The sequence below is a fragment of the Niallia sp. FSL M8-0099 genome (genome assembly GCF_038006945.1).
GTDB lineage: Bacteria > Bacillota > Bacilli > Bacillales > Cytobacillaceae > Niallia > Niallia circulans.
This window is the reverse complement of record NZ_JBBOWF010000002.1, coordinates 1,106,492-1,133,395: the sequence shown is the minus strand read 5'-3', so window position 1 is coordinate 1,133,395 and position 26,904 is coordinate 1,106,492. Positions and strand designations below refer to the sequence as shown.

Genomic DNA, 26,904 nt, shown 5'->3' with positions numbered 1-26,904 from the left:
AAATCATTAATATAATCGCATACGATATATCGGATACGATGTATTTGGTGAGATTGATGTATGGCTGCAGGGGGAGGAATGGATTCATGATAAATATTTTTAAAAACTTTCAAAAAAAGGACTGGATGTTCATTTCATGTGCATTAGTCTTTATTATTTTACAAGTATGGCTTGATTTAAAGCTGCCGGATTATATGTCTGAAATCACAAGACTAGTGCAGACAGAGGGAAGTGAGTTAAGCGACGTTTTAGCTCAAGGCGAATTTATGATGCTTTGTGCAATCGGAAGTATGGTTGCTTCGATTATCACGGTTTTCTTTGCTGCGAAAGTGGCCGCAGGCTTTTCGAATCGTCTGCGCAAAAAGGTTTTTGATAAGACATTATCTTTTTCGATGGAAGAGCTGTCTGGTTTTTCAACAGCTAGCTTAATAACTCGTTCGACAAATGATATTATGCAAGTTCAAATGCTGATTATATTAAGCTTACAAATTGTTATTAAAGCACCAATCATTGCCGTGTGGGGAATTTTAAAAATTACCGGGAAAAGCTGGGAATGGACCGCTGCTACAGGCGTGGCGATTGCGGTGTTATTAGTGCTGATTGCTACGATTGTGTTAGTTGCTCTTCCAAAATTCAAAGTTATCCAGAAGTTAACGGATAATCTTAACATGGTAACAAGAGAGCATTTAAACGGAATCCGGGTTGTTCATGCTTATAATGCAGCAAACTATCATGAGGAAAAATTTGAGAAAGCAAATAAGGAATTAACGGATACAAATTTATTCACTTCTCGAATCATGGCCCTGATGATGCCGACGATTTCCCTGATAATGTCGGGGATGACGCTTGCCATCTATTGGATTGGAGCAGTGTTAATCAATAATGCGGCAATGGCAGACCGCTTGCCGATATTCTCAGACATGGTTGTCTTTTCTTCCTATGCGATGCAAATCATTATGGCGTTTATGATGGTTTCCATTACGTTTGTTCTTCTTCCTCGTGCGGCAGTTTCGATTAAGAGAATAAACGAAGTGCTGAATACCGATGTGAAAATTAAGGGTGGTTCGAAAACAGATGGAGACAAGGTAGGAGAGATTGAATTTCGCGATGTCAGCTTTAAATACCCTGGTGCGAGTGATTATATCCTCCGAAATATTAGCTTTACTGCTTCCAAAGGAGAGACAGTCGCGATTATTGGTTCAACTGGGAGCGGAAAAAGTACTCTGTTGAACTTGATACCTCGCTTTATGGAAGCAACCGAGGGCGAAATTTTGGTAGATGGTCTTAATGTGAAGGATTATAAGCTAGAAGCATTACGAGAAAAAATTGGATATGTATCGCAAAAAGCAGTTATGTTCAGTGGCTCTGTGTCTTCCAACATTATGTTTGGAGAGGAAGATAAGGATTCAGTGGAACAGACAAATATCCAACGAGCAGTGGAAATTGCGCAAGGAAAAGACTTTATTGAAAAAATGGATCAGCAATATGAGGCCGCGATTTCACAAGGTGGAACCAATCTTTCTGGTGGACAGAAACAAAGATTATCGATTGCTCGTGCCATTTATAAAGATCCAGAAGTCTATTTATTTGATGATTCTTTTTCCGCGTTGGACTATAAAACAGATCGTGTCCTCCGCTCTAAACTGAAAGAAGAGATCAATGATGCCACTAATATTATTGTGGCACAGCGAATTGGAACAATTAAGGATGCTGACCGCATTCTGGTATTAGATAAAGGCGAAGTGGTTGGAATGGGTACGCATGACGAGTTGATGGTAACTTGCGATGTTTATCAAGAAATTGCCTTATCACAATTATCAAAGGAGGAACTCGAAATTGGCTAAGAAAAACGAAGTAAAAGAAGCGAAAAATCCAACCCAAAATGAGGAGTTGGGGAACCAACCAGCAAAATCGATTCCTCCGCGTGCAAAAGGGATGAATTTTTCCAGTTTAAAGCAGCTGGTCATTTACTGTAAAGCTTATTTTCCGATTATCATCTTTGCTTTAATTCTTGCGATGACAGCGGCAATCTTTAGCATTATCGGTCCCGATCAGCTAAGCAAAATGACGGATTATATTACAGCAGGACTGATGGGAGAAATTGATCTAGACGCTGTATATGATGTAGCGATTCTGCTGGTTTTCCTATACGGTTTAGGCTTTATTTTTAACTATGTGCAAGGCTATATTATGGCAACTGTCACCCAGAGAATTTCAAAACAATTAAGAAGAGACATTTCGGTAAAAATTAATCGTCTGCCTTTAAAGTATTTTGATAATACAACAACAGGTGATGTCCTTAGCCGGGTTACAAATGATGTCGATATGGTTGGACAGACGATGAACCAAAGTATTAGTAGCTTAATTACGGCTATTACTATGTTCGTCGGTTCCTTAATCATGATGTTCTATACAAACTGGATTATGGCGATTGCAGCGATTCTTTCCACCTTTATTGGTTTTGCGTTTATGTTCTTTATTATTTCGAAATCACAGAAATACTTTGCTCAACAGCAGCAAGAGCTTGGAAAACTAAATGGTCATATTGAAGAAATCTATTCTGGCCATAATGTCGTGAAAGCTTACAATGCTGAACAGCAGGCGAAGGACGATTTTTTTGCTATTAACACACGACTATATGAGAGTGCGTGGAAATCGCAATTTATGTCAGGGCTGATGATGCCGTTAATGATGTTTATTGGAAACTTTGGTTATGTGGTTGTATGTATTGTCGGGGCGGCTCTTGCCGTAAATGGCCATATTTCATTTGGTGTTATTGTTGCCTTTATGCTGTATATTCGCTTATTCACACAGCCGCTGCAACAAATTGCGCAAGCAGCAACAAATCTGCAGTCCACAGCAGCAGCAAGTGGGCGTGTTTTTGAGTTCTTGTCCGAGGAAGAACTAGCAGCAGAAGAGGAGAAAACAGCAAAATTGGCAAATATCAAAGGCGATGTGGAATTTAAGCATGTCCGTTTTGGCTACAGCGAAGAAAAAACGATTATTGAAGACTTTTCCGTACAAGTAGCCGCTGGTCAGAAGGTCGCAATCGTAGGCCCGACTGGCGCTGGAAAAACAACATTAATTAATTTGCTCATGCGCTTCTATGAAATAAATGGCGGCGAGATAACGATTGACGGGATTCCAACCAACCAAATGACAAGAGAGGCCCTGCATGATCTTTTCTGTATGGTGCTGCAAGATACATGGATATTTGAAGGTTCTATCCGCGACAATATCGTCTATTCAAGAGAAGGAGTATCGGATGAAGAAGTAGAAGCTGCCTGCAAAGCAGTTGGCTTGCATCATTTTATCAAAACATTGCCAAACGGCTATGATACTATCTTGGATGACAAAACAAGTTTATCAGCAGGTCAAAAACAGCTTATCACCATCGCACGTGCCATGGTAAAAATGGCGCCATTACTTATCCTAGATGAAGCGACTAGCTCCGTGGATACCCGTACGGAATTACTGATCCAAACAGCAATGGATAAGCTGACAGAAGGAAAAACTTCCTTTGTGATCGCCCATAGACTTTCTACAATTAAAAATGCCGATTTAATACTTGTCATGAAAGACGGCGATATTATTGAAGCCGGAACACATAAAGAATTAATCGCGAAAAATGGATTTTACGCTGAGCTTTATAATAGCCAGTTTGAAGAAGCATCGTAATAAAAAGATTTTCATAGAAAAACTCGCTAGAATGTTGCGAGTTTTTCTTCCAGCTTCTTATAGAAAGGAGGTAAAAAATGTTAGATAGGCCGACATACATTTGGGAATCGATTGATTTTTTGAATCGATTTATTATGAAGAGCCTCCAAAGGCACGCAGAAGAGCATGGACTAACTGCTCCTCAAGCGCGTGTCATCCTAGAAGTTTTCCTTCATAAAAAAATAAGTGTGAAGGAGCTTACCCAAAATCTGCGTATCACACAAAGCACCGTTTCGGATATTGTAGAACGACTGACAGAAAAGGGCATTCTGATAAAGAAACCGAATCCGAATGACAAACGATCCGTTCAGATTATGTTAACAGAAAGAATGGTAAAACTAATCGAAGAAGCGTCCCCAAAGCCCAATCAACAAATAATGGGAGCAATCTTAGACTATTTACAGCCGAGTGAGCAAGCAAAAGTTGAAGAAGGATTGAGATTATTGGTAGCCGCTGTCGGTAAGAAAATGGAAGCAGACGGTATCGATGATTTAGAAGATTTCGAAGTATTATTTTTGCCAAAGGAAAAGAAATGCAAATAAAAAAAGTCGGGTCGGGGACCTGACTTTTTTGCATGGAATGTATTTTTGCGACTTAAAAGCTTGTATCTATTGAAAAAGAGGATGCTTCCTGTAACAGAGAGAAGTTCTCTGAGCTATTGGACGAAAGTTCTCATAGCATTAGGTAAAAGAGAGAGGTTGTCATTGCCCAAAATCGCTAACATTCTATGATTTCGGTAACAGAGAGAGCTTCTCTAAGCCCTTAGACGAAAGTTCTCCTAGCTAATGGTAACAGAGAAAGGTTGTCAGCGCCCCTTATCGCCAGCATCCAATGTTTCCAGTAACAGAGAACAGCTCTCTAATCCCATTTCCCCAGGTATCCTTAGCAAAAGGTAACATAGGAAGTCTCTCCGTTCCCTTTTGTTACTGCTACTCATATATTCGGTAACAGAGCAGGCTGCTAAGTGCCATAATTCCTTAAGCTAACAGCCTCAAAAAAGTTATCCTCTCCCATTTTTCCCGCTCTTATCCTCCGCAACCCGCACGCTAAATTCACTAATATACTCTTCTTTCTTATGATAAAGCCCCACCGAGAATGTCTCGTAAATGTCACTGGTCACGGTTAACTTTTGTTCCTGTACATAGTGAAGGAGCTTTTGCAAGGTTTGAAAGTACTCTGCAGATATAGAGGATTTTAATTTGATACACACATAAGTCCCCTTAACAATAACCGCTCGCTCTGCTTCACTGGAAAGGCTGGATAGCTGTTTTCGTAAAGGGACTGGTGTGTAAAGGTAGCTGTAAGTGATATCTTCCACCTTTTCATATTGTTGAAACGGAATAATCGAGCCATAGCCATTGTTGTGAAACTCTTCTTTTGTTGCTTTCTTTAGGTTGCTATAGGAAGGAATAAGAATGTTCTGTGGCCCAATATTTTTGACGCTTGTTTGGATAATGGCCTGTTCTTCCTTTTCCATTAGGACGATTTCCCCAAACGGATATTCTTGCCTTTGCAATTCTTCGCGGAGCTCACGAATGGACTGTTGTGTCTCCAGTAAAGAAGCGATTTTTTCGGATATTAATTCTTCTTGTTTTTTCAAAAAAGCGACGAAATCCAAGTTATCTGTTTCTTGGATTTCTTTAATCTGCCCAAGGGGGGTGCCAATCGAAATAAGCGATTTAATAATATCCAGACGATATAATTGAGAATCCCGATAATAACGATAATTGGTTTGGGGATCGACATAAGCAGGCTTAAATAAGCCGATTTTATCATAATGGCGAAGTGCTTTAATGGTAATATTCGCTACTTTCGCGACTTCTCCAATGGAGTAAAGTTTTTCTTCCATCTTAATCAACTCCATCCACTCTAAGATTTAGCTAAGGATTTTTGTCTCCAAATAAGAGTCAAGGCGATACCGATCGCTAAAAAGACAGCTGCGAAGTAGAAAGGATAATTTAAATCGATATCGAATAATATTCCTCCAATAATCGGGCCAAATACATTGCCAATACTTGTGAACATGGAATTCATCCCGCCGACAAAGCCTTGTTCGTCTCCAGCGATTCTCGAAAGATAAGTTGTCACAGCTGGCCGCATTAAATCAAAGCCAACGAAAACAATAATCGTAACCAGGAGAATGAGAGAGTACGAATGCACAATTGTTAAAAGCAAGACTAATATAGTGGAAAAAAGGAGGCTGTAACGAATTAACAGAATTTCTCCCATCCACTTTGTCAGTTTTTCAAATAAGGCTACTTGCGCAATGACTCCAACTGTCGCCCCACCTGTAATGATAATTGCAATATCCTTTGGCGTAAATCCAAACTTATGATCGACGAAAAGCGAAAATAGTGATTCAAAGGAAGATAATCCAAAGGATGAAATAAAGATAATGAGAAAAGAAATAAAATAGATAGGCACGAATATTCGCTGCCAGCCCACCTTCTCTGCATTATCTTGACTATCCTCTGTTCGGCGCTCAGGCTCCCTTAATGCGAAAAAGGAAAGAATGGCAGCAGTAAAACCTAAGATTCCTGCAAAATAAAAAGGCATACGCGTCCCAATTTCTGCTAAAAATCCGCCAATTCCTGGGCCAATGATAAATCCAGTGGAAATAGCAGCAGACATATAGCCAAGTGCTTTCGGTCTAGCTTCCATTGTAGTAATATCGGCAATAAAGGCTGTAACGGCGGGCATAATAAACGCCGCGCTAATCCCGCCAAGAACACGTGAAAGAAAAAGAATGCTGACTGTTTTACCGATTCCGAATAATAATTCAGACGCCCCAAAGATAAGTAGCCCAATGACAATCATGCGCTTTCTGCCAAATTGATCGGCCCAGCGACCAGCTATAGGAGAAACAACAAGCTGGGCAATCGCAAAAGCTGCCACCATGTAACCAACAATCGCTCCTGAAAGATGAAGCTCATTCATAATCGTTGGAGTTACAGGAATAACAAGACCAATACCGAGAAATGCAATGAATAAATTTATAAGTAAGATAGAAAGAGTAATATTCTGTCTAAGCATAATGTTCGTCTCCTTAAAAAGTATCTACAAAGATTAAGTGTAAACTCTCCTCTAAGGGTAGAGTCAATGGGGTCTGCTATTTTCTGTCAGAGTAATAATAATTTTTACACTATTTACAGGGATAATCCCAATGATTAATCTATGAATAGAAGTGTGAAAAATTAGGAGGTATTCAACATGAGTACAAATAATCGTTTAGCTATGATTAATTCTTTAAAGACTAACGTTGTTTCCTACTTAAGAGATCATGCTTTTAAGGGGGCATTCCATCATTTAGAAGACGAAAGGAAAATTATATTGATTTAATTACATTCCAATTTAATCGTTATGGAGGATCATTTGTTGTGGAATTAGCCTTTTGTCCGGCAGAGGGTATAACAACGAGCTGGGGAGAACATATTTCACCAGAAAAAGGTAACGGCACATGATGTAAATGAACGTTATCGGCTGAATGAAGACTTAAATGATGCTAGCAAACAATGTTTTCATTACGAAACCGCCATAGATGAAAAAGATTATGAACAAGTTGCTTCAGAAGTAAAGCACTTATTACATAGAAAGATAGAATAGGAGAATGTAATGGACTGTATAGGCTGTAAATTAGCGAATAAAAATGAACCAGTATACGTTGTATATGAGGATGAGTATGTATGTTGATTTTTGGATCATAGCCCATTTAATGAAGGGCATACGTTAATCCTGCCAAAGAAGCATTTTTATGATGTAGAGGAGCTAGATGAATCAACGTCCAAGTCAATAATGGAAGCATCCATCCTTCTTTCAAAAGTTATAAAAGAATTATATCATCCAGATGGAATAACAATATGCCAAAATGGGGGAGTCTTTAATGAGCTTACTCATTATCATATGCATATTGTGCCACGATATAAGGGTCAGTCATTTTCAACTTTTTATTCTGATTACGATCCGGCAAGTATTGGAACACCAGAACAGTTAAAGGAAACACAAGAGAAGATGGTGGGAAACATAAATGAATTATAAAAATGGATGTTTGGTAAGGAAGAATCCTTTTTCTTTAGGTTGTTTTAATAAATTTAGTTGCTTTTGATTAAGATTAATTTTGATTAACAGGAACAAGTGTTCTATAATGTGGATAGGGAGGTATAAATATGAGACCAAATCTTACGAAAGATATTAGGATAGATAGTTTTAAAGATTTTTATTGGTTAAAAGAAGAATTACAATCTTTTTGCAGGGAAAATGGAATAAGTGCTTCGGGATCAAAAATAGAGATTTCAGATAGAATTGAAACATTTCTTCGAACAGGTGAAATAAAGAAGCCAATTAGAAAGTCAAAGATAAATTATAAGTCGGAGATACAGGCCGATTTAAGTCTTGATACAATTATTTCGGAAAATCATCGTTGTAGTCAAAATGTAAGAGCCTTCTTCAAGACAGTTATTCCAAATTTTCACTTTTCTACCTATATCCAAAACTATTTTAAAAACAACATTGGAAAAACATATCGGGATGCAGTAGATGCTTGGTATAAAGAAGAAGAACGAAAGAAGGACCCATCGTACAAGAAAATAATCGCTCCTCAATTTGAATACAATCAATTTATTCGTGATTTTTTTGCCGACATTAATAATCAAGAGAAGAGTCGTGAGGAAGCAATTGAAGCATGGAATAATATCAAAAAACTTCCTGGGAGCAATAAATATACGTCTAATAATTAGCCAAGCATATCTTAACATTTCTACTGTGGTGTGATTTGATTTTTGACAGGCAGAAACAAGCATTTGTTTGACTATTTCCAGTCAATAGAACTAGTCTTCTGCCTTCTCCATACTTTGTTCCTGTTTTCTGATCGATCTTATTAGCATTTCGGTCTTGTACCACGATAGCTGCTATTTTAAGTGTAGAGATCTTTCTTTTCTCCGCTTTTCAATGGCATTTTCAACCCCATCATAGAGCCGTGAAAGTAGGCATCGTCACTTTAAACGATACCTTGGAGTGGAATAGAATCAGCACTTCTTCATTATCCCTCCGCCAATAATAAGGACAACATGCTAACTACGTAGCATTGGTTTGTTCAGCATAGAGTCTTAGAATCCTCCTTATAAGCAAAAGGAGAACTTGGTCCAATAATTTCATCAAAGGGCACGAAATTCTCGCTGTTTCGATACTTTCCAGGAGATACGCCGACGATGGAGCGGAAAACTTTTGTGAAATAGTTTCCGTTTGAGTAACCGACTCGTAAGGCAATTTCTTCAATGGTTAAGTCCTGTTGTTTCATTAATTCGATGGCTTTATTTAACCGGATTCTTGTTAGGAAATTCATAGGGGTGATTTGCATAATGGACTGAAAAAGTCTAGAAAAGTGATATTTACTAAGTCCAGAGGCTTCGACAATGTCATCTAAAATGATTGGATTTGCATAATTATGTTGAATGTAGCGCACGGCATTGGATATGGATTCTGGTATGTCCTTATTAGAATGGTTAGCATGCATAAGATAGCGTTTAAGCTCCATCATGAATGTATAGGCAAGGGAAGAAGATTCAAAGGCATCTTTTATTTCTTCATGAACAGCTTTATCAAATAGTTTAAAGATAAGCTGATTCGGATAGGCGTTATCGTTTAAACGAAGAATATTCCCATGCTCTTTCACTATTTCATGATAACTTCTCCACACTTCTTCCCCATATAACGTGATATGAATAAACTCCCACTCCTGACTATCCTTTGGAAGATAATAGGTATGATCACTTGGAATATTGACAAAAAAAGCATATCCAGGCTTTAAGCGTATTTTTTGATCATGGATGATAATTTCTCCTTCTCCTTGCAAGGTATATTGAAAAATAATCTTCCCCTTCTCTGACCGTTTAAGCCCATCCCAATAATAGGAGGCACTATTCCTTTTCTCCCATCCTAACGTATAAATACCTGCTATTCGTTGTTGTTGCTTTTCAGGAAATCGAAAAAAGTAAGTGCGATAAGTAGTTAATGGATTATTTGACAGCAACATTTTACCACCCTTTCAAAATATCTTACCATTGTAAGTCTTTCTGTCGCATTTTAAGATGAGTATAACAAGGGAATGTTGTCTGAAAAGTGGATAATTTGTAAATTTTTTGTATAGCAAGATTTGTACTATTTCCCTTTAGCAGTAACGAGATAAGGAGGAAGATATGTCGAAAATCACTTTTTTAGGAGCAGGGAGTACGATATTCGCCAAAAATCTCCTAGGGGATTGTATGCAGGTAGAAGCATTGCAGGGATTTGAGTTTGCACTCTATGATATTGATTTAGAAAGATTGAATGACTCATTTATGATGTTGCATCAATTAAAGGAAAATTTAGATGCAAATATAGTTATACATTTATACACAGATAGAAAAGAAGCTTTAAGAGGAGCTAAGTATGTTATTAATGCCATTCAAGTAGGGGGATATCGTCCATGCACAGTTATTGATTTTGATATCCCGAAGAAATATGGACTGCGGCAAACGATTGGAGATACGGTTGGAATAGGAGGCATCTTTCGGAGCTTAAGAACCATACCAGTGATGTTTGATTTTGCAAAAGATATGGAGGTGGTATGCCCTGACGCATGGTTGTTGAACTATACGAATCCTATGGCTGCGTTAACAGGGGCAATGTTAAGGAACACTGCTATTAAAACAGTTGGACTATGTCATAGTGTGCAGGTATGTGCCGATCGCTTATTAGATGCTTTGGGAATGCCTAAGGAGAATGTCCTATGGAAGATTGCGGGGATAAATCATATGGCTTGGTTGCTTGAAATAACGCAGCACGGCAAAGATCTATACCCAGAAATTAAAGAAAGGGCAAGGGAGAAGCAGAAGGTCCTTCATTCGGATAAGGTGCGTTTTGAATTGATGGAACGATTTGGCTATTACGTTACCGAGTCATCAGAACATAACGCCGAATATCATCCATACTTTATCAAGAAGAATTATCCTGAACTAATAGACTATTACCATATCCCGCTAGATGAGTATTTACGCCGCTGTGAAAAACAAATAGAAGGATGGGAAAAACGAAAAGCGGAGTTAGTTGGAAATAAACATGTAACTCATAAACGCACCCATGAATATGGTTCCTACATCATCGAAGCAATGGAAACAGACAAACCTATTAAAATAGGCGGAAATGTGCTGAATACAGGTAGATTGATTAGTAACTTACCAGAAAAGGCATGTGTGGAGGTTCCTTGTTTGGTGGATGCGAGCGGGATTATCCCGACCTATGTAGGAGATCTGCCAGAGCAATTAGCTGCACTAAATCGCACAAATATTAATACACAGCTACTAACAATCGAAGCTGCCATCACGAAAAAGAAAGAGTATATCTACCAGGCGGCATTGCTAGATCCCCATACAGCTTCTGAACTGTCCATTGATGAAATCGTGCAATTATGTGATGAATTAATCGAAGCACATGGTGATTGGCTACCTGCTTATTCTTAAAATAGCTGTTTACATAATGCGCTTAATCAAGCTGAAAGATGGAAGGTAGGTGAGGGGTGTGGATAGCTCGTCCGCTTTAGAAAAAGCAGCACAGATGAAGATAGAAAGGAAAAGCGAGAAAAAGAAAACATTAAGGAAGATAAGAAAAAATTGGGATCTTTATTTATTGGTATTCCCGATCATTGCTTACTTTATTATTTTTAAATACGTCCCAATGTATGGTTTGCAAATTGCGTTTAAGGATTTTATTGCAGTCGATGGTATTTTTAATAGTCCATGGGTTGGATTAGAACACTTTGAGCGTTTCTTTCAGAGTTTTTATTTTGAACGATTACTCTCGAACACGCTATTAATTGGTTTATATGAATTAGCTGTAGGGTTTCCAATTCCGATTATTCTTGCCCTCATGATTAATGAAGTAAAGAATAAGTACTTTAAATCTTTTATACAGACAATTACATACGCGCCCCATTTTTTGTCTGTCGTGGTAGTGGTGGGAATTCTTTATTTACTCTTATCTCCACAAACAGGCATTATCAACCAACTAATCGTCATTTTAGGCGGAGAGCCAATTTACTTTATGGCAGAACCTGCATGGTTTAAAACAATCTTTGTATTTTCCGGAGTTTGGCAGAATATGGGGTGGAGTTCCATCATTTATTTGGCAGCCCTGTCAGCGATTGATCCACAATTACATGAAGCCGCCAAAATAGATGGAGCAAGCAGATTGCAGCGGATATGGTATATCAATCTTCCTAGCATTAAGCCAACTATCATCATTATGTTGATTTTACAATGCGGTAGCATTCTTGGTGTAGGATTTGAAAAGGTCTTTTTAATGCAGAACTCTTTAAATATGAGTGCATCAGATGTAATCTCCACCCATATTTATCGGACAGGTATATTGGGAGCTGATTATAGCTACTCTACGGCAATAGGTTTGTTTGAATCCTTTGTTAATTTGATTATTTTATTACTGGTGAATTATACGGCTAGGAAGGTAAACAAGGTCAGCTTATGGTAAGTACAGTGTTTGGGAGGGAGAATCCTTCATGTTAAAAAGAGAAAGTGTTCGAGACAAAGTGTTTGTGGTGATAAATTATACCCTTTTAGCAATAATTGCCTGTCTGATGATTTATCCATTAATTTATGTGTTAAGTGCATCATTTAGTAATCCAGCACGTACGGTTTTAGGGGATATTTGGCTATTCCCGAAAGAGCTGACAGTAGATTTGTATGTGAAGGTATTTCAAAATGAAAAAATCTTAATCGGCTATCGAAATACCATTATCTACACAGTATTTGGAACATTTATTAATTTGTTGTTCTCCGTTATGATTGCTTACCCTTTATCACGGAAAGATTTTTACGGACGAAATATTATTACTGTTTTTATTATGATTACAATGTTTTTCAGCGGGGGCATGATTCCTACGTACTTATTAGTGAAGGATTTAGGAATGCTGGATACAATTTGGGCAATTGTTTTACCTGGTGCCGTTTCGGTTTATAACGTGATTATCATGAGGACATTTTTTCAAAGTATCCCAAATGAACTGCATGAGGCAGCATCCATTGATGGATGTGGAAATATATCCTTTCTGCTGAAGATTGTGATGCCGTTATCGATGCCCATTATCGCCGTAATGACTTTGTTTTATGGAGTGGGGCACTGGAATGCCTACTTTGATTCCCTTATTTATTTAAATGATGAAAGCAAATTTCCATTGCAGCTTTATTTAAGACAAATGCTGATTCAAGAGGATATGTCTGGCATGTCGAGTGCAAGTGACAATGCCATTTCAGAGCATTTAATGCAAATTGAAGGACTTAAATACGCAGTAGTTATTGTAGCAAGTTTGCCTATGTTAGTGCTTTATCCATTTCTTCAAAAGTATTTTGTGAAAGGTGTCATGATTGGTTCAATAAAGGGATAAATGAGGAGGAGAAAAAATGGTTAAGTTCAAAAGACGGAAATTTATTACGGTGACAACAGCTTTAGTAATCAGTGCTTCCTTGCTAGCAGGGTGCCAAAAGAGCGCATCTTCTGATAAAAAGGAGAATAAGGTGACGACAGAGTCCGTTGACAATGTGAATAAAGAAGGATTTCCTATTGTCAAAGAACCGATTGATTTAACATTTTTCACAGGGAAATATGAACCGAATCTTGATGATTATGAAGAAACATTGGTGTTTAAAACATATCAGGAAAAGTCTGGCATCAATGTGACCTTTAATGAGGTGCCTTTTGCAACGCTAACAGAGAAGCGAAACCTCGCTCTCGCAAGTGGAGAGTATCCAGATGTCTTCTATTCTTCGCGGATTCCATCAGCAGATCTCTATAAATACGGCAAACAAGGAATCTTTATTCCGCTAAATGACTTGATTGAAGAATATGCACCAAATATTAAGGCTGCCATGGAGAAGCATCCAGATATAAAGAAAGGTTTAACGATGCCGGACGGAAATATTTATTCACTCCCTTCTTACTATAGCCCGGAATTTTTGCCGATGCTTATTGGTAAACCAATTTGGATAAAAGGAGAATGGTTAGAAAAATTAGGGATGGATGAGCCGAAAACGATTGATGAATTTTATCAGTATTTAAAGGCTGTAAAAGAAACAGATCTTAATGGAAATGGCAAAAAGGATGAGATTCCATTAAGTGCGACAAGTATTGCCCAAATTATGGACTCGATTAAAGGCTCTTGGGGTGTTGGCACAAGAGGATTAGGTCATAAATTTGTCGATGTGGATCCAGAAACAAATGAATTAAGATTTTTCCGCACAGACGACCGTTTTAAAGAAGTGCTCGAATTTATTCATAAATTGAATAAAGAAGGGCTGATCGACGAAGAGATTTATACGATGGATGACAATAAATTGAATGCGAAAGGCTCGCAAGGAATTTTGGGAACAGCGATCGTTCCGAATCCAGAGACAGTCTTCACTAATCAAAAAGACTACATTGGTTTAGGCGGCTTAGAGGGACCTCATGGTGATACGTTATACAGTCATGTGAAATCGCCTCTCGTACATGTTGGAGCATTCGCGATAACAGATAAAAATAAGAATCCGCAAGCGACCATTCGTTGGATTGATTATTTCTTCGGGGAAGAAGGGGCAACATTGCAATTTATGGGAGTGGAAGGAGAAACGTATGAAAAAAATGGCGACGGGAAACCTCAATTCACGGAAAAAATTACCAATAACCCAGATGGATTAACCTTTGACCAAGCTCTAACACCGTATGTTACTTGGATGGGAGGAAGCTATCCTGGGTATGTACAAGAAAAGTATTTTGGTGGATCAGAAGCTTTACCAAGCTCTGTAGCTGTTGGAGATAAAGTACAGCCAGATGCTCCAAAAGAAATCTGGAATGGTTTTAATTACACGGATGATGAGTTGAAATTCAAGCTAGCTGCAGGAACTGATTTAGAAACATTTATCAATGAAACAGAAGCTGCATTCATTGCAGGAGATAAAGACTTTAGCGAATGGGATCAATATGTAGAGCAAGTAAAACAAATGGGGCAAGATCAATATTTAGAAGTAGAAAAAGCAGCTCATGACCGTTACCAAGCTAATTAAAATGGTTAAGCGCTGAAATTAGCTAGCCTAATAGGAATAGTTGGCTCAAGGATTTATCTTTAGCGACTATTCCTTAAGGTGTGGGATTTTCTGTAGATGTTGTGAGAAGGAAAGAAATCAGATCATAGCGCTCAAAAAGGGAGAGGAGAAGATGGATGGACTTTTTGCTCGGGTGTACCATGGGAGTCAGATAGTCGCAAAATTAATGTATGTAAATGCACTTTGGATTGGCGGAATCATACTTGGAGTGGGGATATTCGGCTTATTCCCAGCAACCATCGCCTTGTTTTCAGTTGTGAGAAAATGGATTATGGGAGAGATAGACCTGCCAATTATAGCGACATTTTGGCGTTATTATAAGGAGGACTTTATAAGAGCCAATATATTAGGCTATGCCTTATCGTTAATAGGGTTCTTTCTCTATTTTGATTTGAGATTTTTTCAGACAGAAGTGAATCCTGGTTATGGAATTATTAGCTTGATATTTTTATCCTTACTGTTTTGGTTTTGTGTGGTCTTATTATATATTTTTCCTGTATATGTCCATTACAATTTTTCGCTATTTCAATATGTCAAACACGCCATTATTCTCTCCTTTGCACGACCCCTCCAAACAATGGCTATGCTAGTCGGAATTATCGCCGTCTATTTGTTGTTTCAATATATTCCAGGGCTAGTGTTTTTTATAGGTGGGAGTTTACTAGCGTATATTTTAATGTTTTTAGCGTCTTTTTCGTTTGCGAGAGGAGTTTGAGAGGTTTTAAGTAATATGGGATTGAATCGCCATAAAAACGTCTGAAAAGTTAGCTATGCTTTTCTAGACGTTTTTTTGGGGTTTATAAAAAGTAAAAGAGATTTTAATTTCTATGGCTGTCGATACTTTTGAAATCTAATCCCATTGTCACCTGTATTACTTAATCTTCTTCTTAAAAATAATATATCCTTATACATTTTCATGCTTATGACAATCATTGCCGCACTAAATAGACTGGATAAAATCGTGCTCGCAAATAACAGCCAGATGATTTTCTTGGCACTATTCCATAACATTGTGACACCCCTTCAGTTAGAAGATATTATCTGTAAAGCCAAGGAAGATTATGCTATTTTTGTGCACTAATAAGTTCTTCCATTGATAATCCTCATAAAAAAACAGATTTAAGTACTAAGTAAATCTCTTATAATAAGATTTTTAACCAACCGATGAGCGATATCCATAAAGGAATGCTTATTAAGGATGCTATACTAAAGCCTGCCACAAAATTCTCTTCCAATGAATTCACTCCTCATATTTGTTAGTGGACTTTACCCTCAATTCTTTCCTGTTATATCAATTCTTTCAAAAATAGAACTTTATTACCCCTTCTCTTCGTATTTATAGACGCCTATTCTTGAGGGTAATAAAAAAACTCATCTTTTTGTGGAATAATCCTTTTATTTGTAGCATTTTAACTAGGAGGTAAATACATATGGTTAACCCAATCATATGTAATATAAAAAAGGACAACCTTAAGTGCAAAATACACTTAAGGCTGTCCTTCAACATTATTCCCCAGTCATCAATTTCTTCCCATCTTCTTTCTCGGGTAAGTAAATCTGCTGACTAGGCAAGGCAATTTCAATTCCATGTTTCTCTAAGATACTAAGTATTTGTAAATTTGTATCTTCTTTCACCGCTAAGTATTCAGCCCAAACAGTTGTCTTCGTGAAGAAGTAGACAAAGATCCCTAATGAATAGTCACGAAAATCAGTAAATCGTACCATTATCGTATCAGGATGAACACCTGGATGTGCATGAAGCATAGCTTCAATTTCCTTTAAAGCCATTTTTAGCTTTTCATTTGGTGTACGATAGGAAATAGCTAGTTCATAGTCAATCCGTCGTTTTGACATCTTTGACCAGTTTGTAATAGCTTCATTGGAAAGCTTAGAGTTTGGCACTGTCACAATCGTATCCGCAAATGTCCGAATTTGCGTACTGCGGAAGGAGATATCTTCAACGGTTCCTTCTACAGAAGGAGTCTGAATCCAATCTCCCTTTGAAAATGGCTTTTCGGTAATAATGACAACTCCGCCAAAGAAGTTAGCGACAGTATCCTGTGCAGCCAAGGAGAAGGCAAGACCAGCAACCCCAAGACCCGCAACAAAGGCGCCAATTTGAATATGCCAAGTATCCAGAATGCTCACAGCGGTTAAGATAACGACAAGCATGCGGAAAACCCTTCCCAAGAATGGAATCAGCATACTATCAGCGTCTAACTTTGTTCGCGAAATCATTCGTTCAAATGGGTTTGATTGATCGGAAAAATAATTATAAATCCCCCAGCCAAGTAAGCCAATAATAAACGATTTATAGACTTGCTGCACAAAATTAAAGGTTGTAATTGGGAATGGTAAGTAAGTTAAAGCCAAATACGTTCCAAGTATAACCCAGAACCAGCGTAGCGGCCTTTCGTAGGCTAATAAAATTTTTGAAACAATATCTACAGGCAATTTTTTTACCAGTGCTAATATTAATTTATAAATGTACTTAGTAAATAGCCTTCTAAAACCTAAGAAAACTAAAAAGATTAACAAAGCGATACCTAAATCGATCCAGTTAAACCGCTGAAAAGCAGCTATAAATCGCTCTGATTGTGACCATACTTGCAAATTACCCATCTAAAAATTCACCTCGCCAATCATTATAGCATAGGAATACCCGTACTCTAGTCTATCCAATCAACAGTAAATAAAATGTAATATGAGATAAACATTTTTCAGCTCTATTCATAGGGGAGTTAACTTAAAAAATTTCCTTTTAATCAGTTTGTCGACAAAAAGATATTGGAGAAGTAGAAATGTAATTTCATGCGTTGCTTGGAGTGGAGGGGGTGAGACTCCCTCGAGGAAAGTTGATATACCAACGTTTACAGCGTTATTTTTTTAGTCCAATATTTTTTTAGGAAAACTCTTTGAATCATATTTTAACTAACTATTCCATTAATTATAATATTTGGTAAGTAAGTGGACGCGACGCTAGAGCCAATAGGGATTTATTGACAAATATACACTATTAGATGCATCCGGTATCTCTACTCTTCTTATGAGGACGTACCCTCCCATGTCTCTTAGCGTCGCGCGCTTACATTCCTTCGTTTGGTCTCATCATAAGGCAGAGGCTGGCATCATGCTCCTGTATGGACTCTAAGTCGTAAGTCTCTCTAAAAGCCAGCTTTCCTGTCATCTTTTTGAATATAACCGTCTTATAGATTTTTATTTGGGTTGGAGGATAGAGAGATCTTGTCTCATTCGCTCCTTATCAAACAGTACTTCTTGCTGACAAAGTCCATGAAAAATCTTTAACATTTTATTACATAGAACGACTAATGCTTCTTTCTTCTTCAAAGGGTTTTCTTTTCTAGAGATATAATACTGATATAAATCATAAAAGGTTTCATTATTTCTAATCAAAGGCAAGACAGCACGATAGAGAAGGGCTCGCAGCTTTCTTCTCCCTCTTTTGGAGATTCGCTTTTGTCCAATCATCTTTCCAGAAGAGTTCTCTCGTAAGGTTAATCCCGCTAATTTAATAAGTTGGCGTGGATGTTTATAATGCTTGAGAGAACCCACTTCTGCTAGTAAATCTATAACGGTAGTTTCCCCAATGCCAGGGATTGATAATAAATAATGATATTCCGCTTGTTGCTCTGCTAGTGTCTTTAAACTTTCATTTACCTGTTCTAATTGCTTTGTCAGAAGTTCGTATTGAGTAATTAAAGAGTAAATTTCTATACGAGCCATATTGGAGCCTTCTGTTAATCCAATAGATTGTACCGCCACTCTCTTTAGTTGTGCTATTTTAGGTCTTGCTGGATACTTTAGTTTTTCCTTTTCCAAGTATAAAAGGACTAACTCCTCGATTTCTTTTTCCATTAAGTCTACTGGTAAAGGGGTATGTTTTAATATGGCACATGCATTCAGCCCTAAATCTTTAAATGCTACTTTAAATTCAGGAAAGTAACGATCCGTCCAGCGAATGATACGATTCTTCACTTTCGAAATGTCCTTTTTCAGATTCCACCGAATAGAGGAACCTTCTCTAAGCTCTGCTTCTATTCCTTCTATTTGACGAGGATCACTAAAGTATCCATTGGTTATTAGTTTAGCAATGACTCTCGCATCCTTCTTATCATTCTTCGTTTGTAAGTTATCATCCAACTCCTTGGAACGATTCACATGTAGAGGATTGACCATGACAAAACGAATATCATTTTGGGTAAGAAAAGCAGCTAAATTCATCCAATAGTGCCCAGTAGGCTCGAATCCAATCAATAAATCATCCTTTTGATGAATTGCCTTTAGATTTTGAAGCTTGAGATAAAATTGATGAAAACCATGATGAGACTGGTGGATAGAAAAAGAGGTACTTAACTCAACCCCTCGATCGTCCACCGCACATGCATAGTGTGTATTTTTAGCAATGTCAATTCCAATGATTAAAGTGGAAGTAGACACTTGATTTAAACGGTGATTACGGGTATTATTCATAATAGATTCTCCTTCTGACGCTGTGTTGATTGGTCTCAATATAAGCATCATAAAGGAGGATCTTTTTTTGTGCAATACCACAGAAACTAATCCCACAGGAATGCTCCTGTGGTATTAGCGAGACAGCCTGAGACCCTGCAGGCTGAAAGCCGAAGCGGCTCAGCGCGAGCCCCACGGAAAGCGAACCCCCGAAGCGGAAAGCAACATCCTGATTCAAAGAGCTTATTAAATATACTTTTACTCAAACTTCTTTTTCCAATATACATGAGTTTGTCTACAGTCTGCTTAAAGTACTTCTTTTTTATATCTAGTTTTTTATCAAACAAAATAGATCTAGAATAATATAAGTGCTTACATTTAAGTAATGTTCTATTACTAATTAGATGTTATGTTAATTTAAGTAAAAAAATTATAAATCATTGAAAATTACTATGGCAAATAGGATGAAAAGATGTATAATAGACATAAGTTCTCTATAAAGAACAAAAATTAAGAAGATGTAATTTTATTAAGCACGAATAATCTGGGAGGTATTCTATTGGAAGGAATTAAGTCGATTAAAGAGATTATTGCTGTTTTGAAAAAAAGAATGTTACTTATATTGATGGTATCCATTGGAGCTGGCATTGTAAGCGGCTTATATACTAATTATAACATAACGCCGCTCTATCAAAGCAGCTCACAGCTTTTGGTTAATAAGAATATTGAAAAAGTCGTTGATGTCAGTGAACTGGATGTAAGATCCAATATGGATTTAATCGATACATATATTGTCATTATCAGAAATCCAGTCATCTTAAATGATGTGGTTGAAAAGCTCCAATTACCAATAACGGCAGAGCAATTAAGTAGCCAAATCCAAGTTGCGAAACAAGATTCTACACAAGTTTTAAATGTAACAACTACAGACACTAACCCAGAACGAGCTGCAAAAATTACCAATACTACTATTACTACTTTTTTAGAAAAACTGCCATCCTTAATGAAGGTTAATAATGTGCAAATAATGAATGAAGCAATAGTAAATGAAAAGCCGATCAGCCCTAGTATAACTGTTAATATAGGAATTGCGGTTGCTTTAGGAGCCATTATGGGAGTGGGGTTAGTCTTATTATTTGCCTTTTTAGATACGACCGTAAGATCAAAATCAGATTTAGAAAAATTAAATATTAAAGTAGTTGGAACGCTATCTGCCATCTCTGAAAAAGACAGAATCCCTCAATCACTTATGGAATCCTTAAAAGCAGAAAGGAGATCGTTAAATGTCACCACTACCGAAACGGAAATCTAAATTAGAGAGGGTAAGTAATCTGTTATCTCATCTAAAACCTAAATCGCCAATCAGAGAACAATACCATGCAATTCGTGCTAGCATTCAGTTAGCTATTAATGAAAATCAGATTAAAACCTTAGCAATTGTATCAGGTGAAGAATCAGAAGGAAAGTCTACCTTTTCTGCTAATCTAGCAATTGCTTTTGCAGAGGTAGGAAAAAGAGTTCTTCTGGTAGATTCCAATTTTCGTCATCCAACATTACACACATCATTTGAAGAAAATAATGAATTTGGTTTAAGCACTATACTTGTAAACAAGGACAGGCTAGAAGAATGTGTAATAGAAACACCTATTGACCATCTTGACCTGCTAACTAGTGGACCTGTGCCTCCTAATCCATCAGAACTGCTCGGTTCACCTGCAATGGAGATGTTAGTAAGCAACGTATCCCATCAATACGATATGGTTATATTTGATACGCCATCACTAGTATCTGTTGCTGATTCTTTATTACTATCGAATATATCAGACGGAGTATTAATGGTTGTACGAAGCAATAAAAACAATATAGAAACCGTTGAATTTACAAGGGATATGCTTTCGAATTCCAAAGCGATTTTTTTAGGTGCAGTGCTTAATGATGAGCGAGTGAGTAAAAGGCAGCGTAAAAAAGTGAGAATAAACTAGAGCTGAAAAGCAAACTGCTTCACTTAAGTATTTTTTTATAAATAAACCCATTCGACAAAAAATGCTATTTCCTTCTATTGGATACATTGTTATAATGACGATTATTCAAATGTTCTTCAAAAAGAACGACTTGATTTTAATATAAATATAGTGTTTTTAATTGAATTTTTATAATCTTTTAGAATATAGGCCTTTCTAAGGTTATATATTTTTAATGATTCGTTCTTTATTAAGAATATGTTGTTTTTTGAAATGAATTTTTTGGTGATGTCTCTTAACCAATATCAATAGAGGCACTCGGTCATGCTGTGGGTAGGATGAAGGCTCTACCTTAGCGCTAGTCTGCAAAAGTGTGATGTGAGGAGAGGTTAAATGCCTCATTTTAAAAAAATTTAACGAAGGAAACCAGTTCGTTTTCTTCGTTAAGTTTTTTTAAAAGAGAAATAAATATTATTATCATTGTTACTAGATAAATAATATTTATTGTAACTCGAACATATTAATTAGCAGTTAACAAGAAAGCTGGTGAAAGTAGTTGTCGTTAGGAGAAAAATCATTAGTAAGAGAATTAAATGCAAGGACAGAAGAAGTGCTGATCAAAGAGCAGAAAGCTTATCTTCTTTTCAAAAGAGTCTTCGACATTCTTTGTGCCATCATAGGGCTGCTTATACTTTCGGTATTATTCTTCATTATTGGATTTTTAATAAAGCTCGAAGACAAACGGGGATCAGTCTTTTTTAAACAGACGAGAATTGGAAAAGACGGTAAACCCTTTGAGATGTATAAGTTCCGTTCTATGGTATCCAATGCAGAAGACCTTAAAGCCTCGTTAATGGATAAAAATGAAGCAACTGGTCCTGTGTTTAAAATAAAGGATGATCCAAGGGTAACAAGAGTCGGCAAATTTATCCGCAAGACTAGTATCGATGAACTTCCACAGTTAATAAATGTTATAAAAGGAGAAATGAGTTTAGTAGGACCAAGACCTTCCCTTCCACAAGAAGTAGCTGCCTATTCATCATATGAAAGACAAAGATTAAAGGTAGTTCCAGGCATCACCTGCTATTGGCAAGTTGGTGGAAGAAGCAATCTTAGTTTTAGTGAATGGGTAGAGCTAGATCTAAAATATATAAGAGAAAGAAACCTATTTATTGATTTTAAGTTAATCATTAAAACATTTTTTGTCCTATTTGGATCAAAGGACGCGTATTGAGTGGAGGGATGAAGGAATGGAAACGTCGGTAATTATTCCGACCTATAAGCGGACAAATGATTTAAAAAGGTGTTTAGAGGGATTAAGCAGACAACTTCATAAACCTGATGAAGTAATAGTTATAGTTCGTGATACAGATGACCAAACTGTTAGCTTTCTAAAAGACTATCAAACTATTATTTCTATTAAACAAGCCATCGTAACTCGGCCAGGCCAAGTAGCTGCATTAAACAAAGGATTGCAGCAGGCCTCAGGAGAATTCATTTGTATATTAGATGATGATACAGTGCCGCATACTCATTGGCTTCAAAAGATAATCGACCTATTTAAAAGCTCTGAGCAAATTGGCGGAGTTGGCGGGCGTGACTGGGTAGTTCACGGCAACCACAAAGAAGAGGGAAGGAAAGATCCTGTTGGAAAAGTACAATGGTTTGGTCGTGTCATTGGCAATCACCATCTAGGATATGGAGAAGCTCGTGATGTAGATGTATTAAAAGGAGCAAACATGAGCTATCGACGAAAGGCTATTGCTGGATTATCTTTTGACGAAAGATTATTAGGGCAGGGAGCACAAGTACATAATGATTTGGCATTTAGTTTAAGTGTTAGAAAGCGAGGATGGAGGTTGGTATATGACCCGGAAGTAGCAGTGGATCATTATCCAGCTCCGCGATTTGATCTCGATCAGAGAGGAAGGTTTAATAAGGAAGCGTATTACCATTCTGTTTACAATGAAACAATTATCATGACTGATTTTATGGAAACTAAAATTAGAAAACTAACTTTTATATTATGGTGTCTTGTTATTGGTACATCAGAGAAGCCTGGATTGTTACAAATGATTAGGTTATTAATGAAAAAGAATAGTATCGAAAAGTTTTTTATAAATGTTTCCACTAGAGTAAGGATAAAAAGGGAAGTGACTGCAATATCTAAGTGATTGAAGGTGCGAATAATTTGAATAGAGTAATTGGCTATCCGAATAAGTCAATAAAACAGTTTTATTATTTATTAGTTATATTACTACTTTTAACCGTAGGGGTGGGAATTGTAACACCCAGATTTAGCGTTATTTTATTAACACAAATAATACTAATACTAGCAATGGCTGTATTTGGAATGTTCTTATCTTACTTTAGATCAAGATTGTTTATCATTTATTTGCTAATTATCTGGAGCAGTATGCCTGGAATTAGAAGAGTAAGTGACTGGATAATGGGTGAATATCAGTCTATTTCTTTATTAAGTATTGCTCCATTACTACTAACTGCTACTATAATATTTTCCCTCATGCATAAAAAAGCAACTTATAATAATGAGCAAAAAAAGATAATTTACTGTTTTATAGGAGCCTTTATTTATGCTTTTGCTATTGGAATAATTAGTAATAGAGGTTCAGCATTATATGAAATGGCTAATTACGTAATTCCATTTCTGTTGTTTATTTATAGTGCATCATTAAGTAAGCATGAAATGAAATATAGAGATATATGGATTTCTTCGTTATCTACAATAGCAGTATTCCTTTCAATTTATGGGTGGATCCAATATTTTTATTTACCAGAATGGGATAAACTTTGGATGGAAAATGTAGAAATGAATTCAATTGGTATAGCTGAACCAATGAATTTTAGAATATTCTCTACAGTAAATTCACCTGGACCATTTGCTCTGTTTTTATCGATTGCAATAGTGCCAATGATAGTGGAAAAAAAGTGGAGAGGAATCTTCGGATGGGTTGGTGTCTTTATTGTTCTTTCTGCCTTAGCCATTTCCTTAGTAAGGTCTTCTTGGATTTTTACAATTGTGGCAATAATGGTTTATATCCTTTTTTCTAGAAGCATATGGAGAAAAGTAAAGTACTTAGGTTTAATTACAATCGTTGTAATAATTCTTATCAACCTAGTTAACCTGATACCAGGAGCAGTCCAAATAAATGAGCGCTTTGCTACCTTGGGTAATTTAGAGGAAGATACATCATTTAATGCACGATTAAATTTTGCAATCGAAACGTCCAAAAAGATACTTAAGAATCCACTAGGTAATGGTTTTGGATCAAGTGGAGTAAGTACTAAATTAAGTAATAACGGTAATTTGGGGGAAAGTGGAAATTTTGATAATGGTATCCTAAATGTTTTTTATACATTTGGTTGGGGCGGAGGTTTTTTATTTTTCACAGGATTATTTTTATTGTTCCAGATGCTGAGAAGAAAGTTAGTTAAAATTCCTAGTCACCAAAGCTATTATCAGCTGGGAATAGCAATGATAATTGCATTACTTATAAGTCTATTAAGCTTTAATAGTATTCCAGGAATGGGTGGCTTTTTAATATGGTTTATTATTTCTATGTCGTTTGTAGAGGAAGAGGGTGGGAAATGAGATTCTATATCTAGATAAAGTAAGAAGAAGAATGGAAAAATAGGAGGCTACCTGTTGTTGGATTTCATCGAAAATGGATTAGTGGTGGAAAAATTCTCTAACAAATTTTAAAACTATTGCGTCGGTGGGGAGAATTTATTGAAACAAATTTCATCCAAACATTATAGTTCCTCAAAACTGGCTGTAAGTATATATTAAAAAATTTAAAGATAAAAGAAGGTAATGTTGCATGAAAATATGCATTGTCACACATAAGTTAATTAAAGGTGATGGCCAAGGGAGAGTAAATTATGAAATAGTGAAGACGGCATTAGAGTATGGTCTATCAGTAATAATTGTTTCTACTGAAATTGATGAATCTCTTCTGAAAAATAATAATATAACTTGGCATAAAGTCAGAGCTAGCATTTTGCCTACTAATCTATTAAAATATCAGCATTTTGCCCTATTAAGCACATACATGATAAAAAAGATTAATCCTGATTTTCTTATTTTAAATGGATTTATTACATGGGTAAAAAGTGATATGAATATTGTTCATTTTGTTCATTCTTCTTGGGTTGATTCTATATATCATCCTTTTAGAGAAAAGAAAACGATAAAAACATTCTATCAGTTTTTATATAGTTTTATTAATTCTAAGTTAGAAAAAATCTCTCTCCGATCTACCAAAAAAATAGTAGCAGTATCAAATAAAGTAAAACAGGAACTTCTGAAGATAGGGATGCCGGAAGCTAAAATAGTTGTAATAAATAATGGTGTTGATATTGATGAGTTTACTCCTAATAGAGAAGGAAAGCCGCTATTTCTCCATAATAATTACTGTAAAAGAACAATGTTATTTGCAGGAGATATAAAATCTAGTCGGAAAAATTTAGACACAGTACTTAAGGCAATGTTGATGGTTCCAGATATTTATTTATTGGTAGCAGGCAGTAAGGAAGGGAGTGTCTATCCAGAAATTGCAGAGAAGATGGGATTAAAAGAACGTGTTATTTTTTTAGGATATAGAAATGACATCGCCACCTTAATGAGCCAAGTAGATCTTTTCGTCTTTCCTACTAGGTATGATCCATTTTCCTTAGTAGTACTGGAGGCAATGGCGACAGGGACAGCAGTTATCACGACTAAAGAAGCGGGAGTTTCAACTTTGCTGGAGTCCAAAGAATATCCCGCTGGTATTGTACTGGAAGATCCGAATGATGAAAATGAACTTGCCGATGCAATAAACAAATTTATCTTCAATGAAAGATTATTAAACGAATTTGGAGTTAATGGTAGATTAATTGCAGAAGAAAATAGCTGGAGCAAAGTTTCTAAAAAGTATGTAAAAGAAATGTTTATCCTGAATGAAAATAGAGTGAGAGTGTGATAAAAATGAGAATTATCCATGTGCTAAATCATGTGCGTAATACTGGTAAATGGGATAGTAAACGCAACTATTGATCTTGCCTGTAGTCAAAAGCAAATGGGAGAGGAGGTAGCGGTTGCTTCATCTGGTGGAGAATTTATTAAACTTCTAGAGCAATATGGAATACCACATTATCAATTGAAACAAGAAAAAAGAGGCCTGCATTCTATTAGAACTTTATCAGATTTTAATAAAATAATAAAGGAGTTTAACCCGGATATAGTACATGCGCAAATGGTAACAGGAGCACTTCTAGCAAAAATATTAAAAATTAATCATTCGTACAAACTTGTAACTACAGTACATAATATATTCGATAAGCAATCTATGATTATGGGGGTAGGAGATAGAGTTATTGCTGTGAGTAATTCAGTAAGTGAAATCCTAAGAAATAAGAAAAAAATATCCGCAAAAAAGGTTCGTACTGTTTTAAATGGGACATCAAATAGTCCACGTACAAAAAAACTAGAGGATTATATGCCTATATCTTTAGATGGGCGTTCAATTGTAACAGTAGCTGGTATGAATAAAAGAAAAGGAATAATGGAACTAATTAAGGCTTTTGAAATAGTTGGAACTTACAAGGCTTAAGTTAGAAGCGAAGAAAGA

General features: G+C 36.5%; 24 protein-coding genes and 1 pseudogene. 19 read left to right on the top strand and 6 right to left on the bottom strand.

Features of this window, described 5'->3' with window-relative positions:
* The first annotated feature begins 86 nt into the window (after positions 1 to 86).
* From NSQ92_RS20150 to NSQ92_RS20140, 3 genes are all read left to right on the top strand, one after another.
* Positions 87 to 1,844 (top strand): ABC transporter ATP-binding protein, encoded by a 1,758-nt coding sequence (locus NSQ92_RS20150; protein ID WP_341153166.1) that lies wholly within the window; start codon positions 87 to 89, stop codon positions 1,842 to 1,844.
* On the top strand, positions 1,837 to 3,678 hold the full coding sequence (locus tag NSQ92_RS20145) for an ABC transporter ATP-binding protein (protein WP_412973476.1): 1,842 nt from the start codon (positions 1,837 to 1,839) through the stop codon (positions 3,676 to 3,678). Before NSQ92_RS20150 ends, NSQ92_RS20145 begins: the two co-directional genes overlap by 8 nt.
* A 77-nt stretch (positions 3,679 to 3,755) precedes the next feature.
* On the top strand, positions 3,756 to 4,259 hold the full coding sequence (locus tag NSQ92_RS20140; protein ID WP_095258166.1) for a MarR family winged helix-turn-helix transcriptional regulator: 504 nt from the start codon (positions 3,756 to 3,758) through the stop codon (positions 4,257 to 4,259).
* 458 nt (positions 4,260 to 4,717) lie between these two features.
* Here the strand turns inward: NSQ92_RS20140 and NSQ92_RS20135 are convergent, their stop codons facing one another.
* Positions 4,718 to 5,566, bottom strand: a complete 849-nt coding sequence (locus NSQ92_RS20135) for a MerR family transcriptional regulator (RefSeq protein ID WP_341153165.1) — start codon at positions 5,564 to 5,566, stop codon at positions 4,718 to 4,720.
* Positions 5,567 to 5,586: 20 nt separating this feature from the next.
* Positions 5,587 to 6,750 (bottom strand): multidrug efflux MFS transporter NorA, encoded by a 1,164-nt coding sequence (gene norA, locus NSQ92_RS20130; protein WP_341153164.1) that lies wholly within the window; start codon positions 6,748 to 6,750, stop codon positions 5,587 to 5,589.
* 177 nt (positions 6,751 to 6,927) lie between these two features.
* On the opposite strand from norA, the gene NSQ92_RS20125 reads away from it, so the two are divergent.
* The 4 genes and pseudogenes from NSQ92_RS20125 (at position 6,928) to NSQ92_RS20115 (ending at position 8,450) form a co-directional block, all read left to right on the top strand.
* Positions 6,928 to 7,056: a hypothetical protein gene (locus tag NSQ92_RS20125; RefSeq protein WP_341153163.1), complete on the top strand. Its 129-nt coding sequence runs from the start codon at positions 6,928 to 6,930 to the stop codon at positions 7,054 to 7,056.
* Complete coding sequence (locus NSQ92_RS26870) at positions 7,014 to 7,178, top strand: DUF4304 domain-containing protein (protein WP_445669274.1); 165 nt, start codon at positions 7,014 to 7,016, stop codon at positions 7,176 to 7,178. The genes NSQ92_RS20125 and NSQ92_RS26870 overlap by 43 nt, the downstream gene beginning before the upstream one ends.
* Positions 7,179 to 7,329: 151 nt before the next feature.
* Positions 7,330 to 7,752: pseudogene (locus NSQ92_RS20120) on the top strand (HIT family protein).
* A gap of 128 nt (positions 7,753 to 7,880) precedes the next feature.
* Complete coding sequence (locus NSQ92_RS20115; protein WP_341153162.1) at positions 7,881 to 8,450, top strand: DUF6434 domain-containing protein; 570 nt, start codon at positions 7,881 to 7,883, stop codon at positions 8,448 to 8,450.
* Between the two features lie 356 nt (positions 8,451 to 8,806).
* Here NSQ92_RS20115 and NSQ92_RS20110 read toward each other — a convergent pair whose 3' ends face one another.
* The gene (locus NSQ92_RS20110; RefSeq protein WP_341153161.1) at positions 8,807 to 9,745 is read right to left on the bottom strand and encodes an AraC family transcriptional regulator; all 939 of its coding nucleotides are present in this window, start codon (positions 9,743 to 9,745) and stop codon (positions 8,807 to 8,809) included.
* A 163-nt stretch (positions 9,746 to 9,908) separates the two neighbouring features.
* Here NSQ92_RS20110 and NSQ92_RS20105 point away from each other — a divergent pair, with 163 nt between their 5' ends.
* The 5 genes from NSQ92_RS20105 to NSQ92_RS20085 all read left to right on the top strand — a co-directional run bounded on the left by NSQ92_RS20105 (position 9,909) and on the right by NSQ92_RS20085 (position 15,555).
* Entirely contained in the window at positions 9,909 to 11,210 is a 1,302-nt protein-coding gene (locus NSQ92_RS20105; protein WP_341153160.1) for an alpha-glucosidase/alpha-galactosidase, read from the top strand.
* A gap of 94 nt (positions 11,211 to 11,304) precedes the next feature.
* Entirely contained in the window at positions 11,305 to 12,234 is a 930-nt protein-coding gene (locus NSQ92_RS20100; RefSeq protein WP_341153303.1) for an ABC transporter permease, read from the top strand.
* 28 nt (positions 12,235 to 12,262) lie between these two features.
* Entirely contained in the window at positions 12,263 to 13,147 is an 885-nt protein-coding gene (locus NSQ92_RS20095) for a carbohydrate ABC transporter permease (protein WP_341153159.1), read from the top strand.
* Positions 13,148 to 13,163: 16 nt separating this feature from the next.
* Positions 13,164 to 14,801 (top strand): extracellular solute-binding protein, encoded by a 1,638-nt coding sequence (locus NSQ92_RS20090; RefSeq protein WP_341153158.1) that lies wholly within the window; start codon positions 13,164 to 13,166, stop codon positions 14,799 to 14,801.
* 151 nt (positions 14,802 to 14,952) lie between these two features.
* Complete coding sequence (locus NSQ92_RS20085) at positions 14,953 to 15,555, top strand: YesL family protein (protein WP_341153157.1); 603 nt, start codon at positions 14,953 to 14,955, stop codon at positions 15,553 to 15,555.
* Positions 15,556 to 15,665: 110 nt separating this feature from the next.
* Here the strand turns inward: NSQ92_RS20085 and NSQ92_RS20080 are convergent, their stop codons facing one another.
* The 3 genes from NSQ92_RS20080 to NSQ92_RS20070 all read right to left on the bottom strand — a co-directional run bounded on the left by NSQ92_RS20080 (position 15,666) and on the right by NSQ92_RS20070 (position 19,331).
* Positions 15,666 to 15,851, bottom strand: a complete 186-nt coding sequence (locus tag NSQ92_RS20080) for a hypothetical protein (RefSeq protein ID WP_341153156.1) — start codon at positions 15,849 to 15,851, stop codon at positions 15,666 to 15,668.
* A 495-nt stretch (positions 15,852 to 16,346) separates the two neighbouring features.
* Entirely contained in the window at positions 16,347 to 17,462 is a 1,116-nt protein-coding gene (locus NSQ92_RS20075; RefSeq protein WP_341153155.1) for a mechanosensitive ion channel family protein, read from the bottom strand.
* A gap of 594 nt (positions 17,463 to 18,056) precedes the next feature.
* On the bottom strand, positions 18,057 to 19,331 hold the full coding sequence (locus tag NSQ92_RS20070) for an IS110 family transposase (RefSeq protein ID WP_047945042.1): 1,275 nt from the start codon (positions 19,329 to 19,331) through the stop codon (positions 18,057 to 18,059).
* A 538-nt stretch (positions 19,332 to 19,869) separates the two neighbouring features.
* Between NSQ92_RS20070 and NSQ92_RS20065 the strand changes: the two genes are divergently transcribed.
* The 7 genes from NSQ92_RS20065 to NSQ92_RS20035 all read left to right on the top strand — a co-directional run bounded on the left by NSQ92_RS20065 (position 19,870) and on the right by NSQ92_RS20035 (position 26,886).
* Positions 19,870 to 20,622, top strand: coding sequence for a YveK family protein (locus NSQ92_RS20065; RefSeq protein ID WP_341153154.1), 753 nt, complete (start codon positions 19,870 to 19,872; stop codon positions 20,620 to 20,622).
* Positions 20,594 to 21,292 carry a CpsD/CapB family tyrosine-protein kinase gene (locus NSQ92_RS20060; protein ID WP_341153153.1) on the top strand — a complete coding sequence of 233 codons (699 nt, stop codon included), beginning with the start codon at positions 20,594 to 20,596 and terminating at the stop codon, positions 21,290 to 21,292. The genes NSQ92_RS20065 and NSQ92_RS20060 overlap by 29 nt, the downstream gene beginning before the upstream one ends.
* A 589-nt stretch (positions 21,293 to 21,881) precedes the next feature.
* Entirely contained in the window at positions 21,882 to 22,505 is a 624-nt protein-coding gene (locus NSQ92_RS20055; RefSeq protein ID WP_373694331.1) for a sugar transferase, read from the top strand.
* Between the two features lie 16 nt (positions 22,506 to 22,521).
* A complete protein-coding gene (locus NSQ92_RS20050; RefSeq protein WP_061799532.1) occupies positions 22,522 to 23,445 on the top strand; it encodes a glycosyltransferase family 2 protein in 924 nt (307 codons plus the stop codon).
* Between the two features lie 17 nt (positions 23,446 to 23,462).
* A complete protein-coding gene (locus NSQ92_RS20045; protein ID WP_156485436.1) occupies positions 23,463 to 24,884 on the top strand; it encodes an O-antigen ligase family protein in 1,422 nt (473 codons plus the stop codon).
* 229 nt (positions 24,885 to 25,113) lie between these two features.
* Positions 25,114 to 26,256, top strand: a complete 1,143-nt coding sequence (locus NSQ92_RS20040; protein ID WP_341153152.1) for a glycosyltransferase family 4 protein — start codon at positions 25,114 to 25,116, stop codon at positions 26,254 to 26,256.
* 30 nt (positions 26,257 to 26,286) lie between these two features.
* Positions 26,287 to 26,886, top strand: coding sequence for a glycosyltransferase family 4 protein (locus NSQ92_RS20035; RefSeq protein WP_341153151.1), 600 nt, complete (start codon positions 26,287 to 26,289; stop codon positions 26,884 to 26,886).
* Positions 26,887 to 26,904 lie beyond the last annotated feature (18 nt).

Coding starts and splice junctions, on each gene's coding strand:
- NSQ92_RS20150 (WP_341153166.1), top strand. CDS start 87: ATGATAAATATTTTTAAAAACTTTCAAAAAAAGGACTGGATGTTCATT.
- NSQ92_RS20140 (WP_095258166.1), top strand. CDS start 3,756: ATGTTAGATAGGCCGACATACATTTGGGAATCGATTGATTTTTTGAAT.
- NSQ92_RS20135 (WP_341153165.1), bottom strand. CDS start 5,566: ATGGAAGAAAAACTTTACTCCATTGGAGAAGTCGCGAAAGTAGCGAAT.
- norA (WP_341153164.1), bottom strand. CDS start 6,750: ATGCTTAGACAGAATATTACTCTTTCTATCTTACTTATAAATTTATTC.
- NSQ92_RS20125 (WP_341153163.1), top strand. CDS start 6,928: ATGAGTACAAATAATCGTTTAGCTATGATTAATTCTTTAAAGACTAAC.
- NSQ92_RS20115 (WP_341153162.1), top strand. CDS start 7,881: ATGAGACCAAATCTTACGAAAGATATTAGGATAGATAGTTTTAAAGAT.
- NSQ92_RS20110 (WP_341153161.1), bottom strand. CDS start 9,745: ATGTTGCTGTCAAATAATCCATTAACTACTTATCGCACTTACTTTTTT.
- NSQ92_RS20105 (WP_341153160.1), top strand. CDS start 9,909: ATGTCGAAAATCACTTTTTTAGGAGCAGGGAGTACGATATTCGCCAAA.
- NSQ92_RS20100 (WP_341153303.1), top strand. CDS start 11,305: ATGAAGATAGAAAGGAAAAGCGAGAAAAAGAAAACATTAAGGAAGATA.
- NSQ92_RS20095 (WP_341153159.1), top strand. CDS start 12,263: ATGTTAAAAAGAGAAAGTGTTCGAGACAAAGTGTTTGTGGTGATAAAT.
- NSQ92_RS20090 (WP_341153158.1), top strand. CDS start 13,164: ATGGTTAAGTTCAAAAGACGGAAATTTATTACGGTGACAACAGCTTTA.
- NSQ92_RS20085 (WP_341153157.1), top strand. CDS start 14,953: ATGGATGGACTTTTTGCTCGGGTGTACCATGGGAGTCAGATAGTCGCA.
- NSQ92_RS20080 (WP_341153156.1), bottom strand. CDS start 15,851: ATGTTATGGAATAGTGCCAAGAAAATCATCTGGCTGTTATTTGCGAGC.
- NSQ92_RS20075 (WP_341153155.1), bottom strand. CDS start 17,462: ATGGGTAATTTGCAAGTATGGTCACAATCAGAGCGATTTATAGCTGCT.
- NSQ92_RS20070 (WP_047945042.1), bottom strand. CDS start 19,331: ATGAATAATACCCGTAATCACCGTTTAAATCAAGTGTCTACTTCCACT.
- NSQ92_RS20060 (WP_341153153.1), top strand. CDS start 20,594: ATGTCACCACTACCGAAACGGAAATCTAAATTAGAGAGGGTAAGTAAT.
- NSQ92_RS20050 (WP_061799532.1), top strand. CDS start 22,522: ATGGAAACGTCGGTAATTATTCCGACCTATAAGCGGACAAATGATTTA.
- NSQ92_RS20040 (WP_341153152.1), top strand. CDS start 25,114: ATGAAAATATGCATTGTCACACATAAGTTAATTAAAGGTGATGGCCAA.
- NSQ92_RS20035 (WP_341153151.1), top strand. CDS start 26,287: ATGTGCGTAATACTGGTAAATGGGATAGTAAACGCAACTATTGATCTT.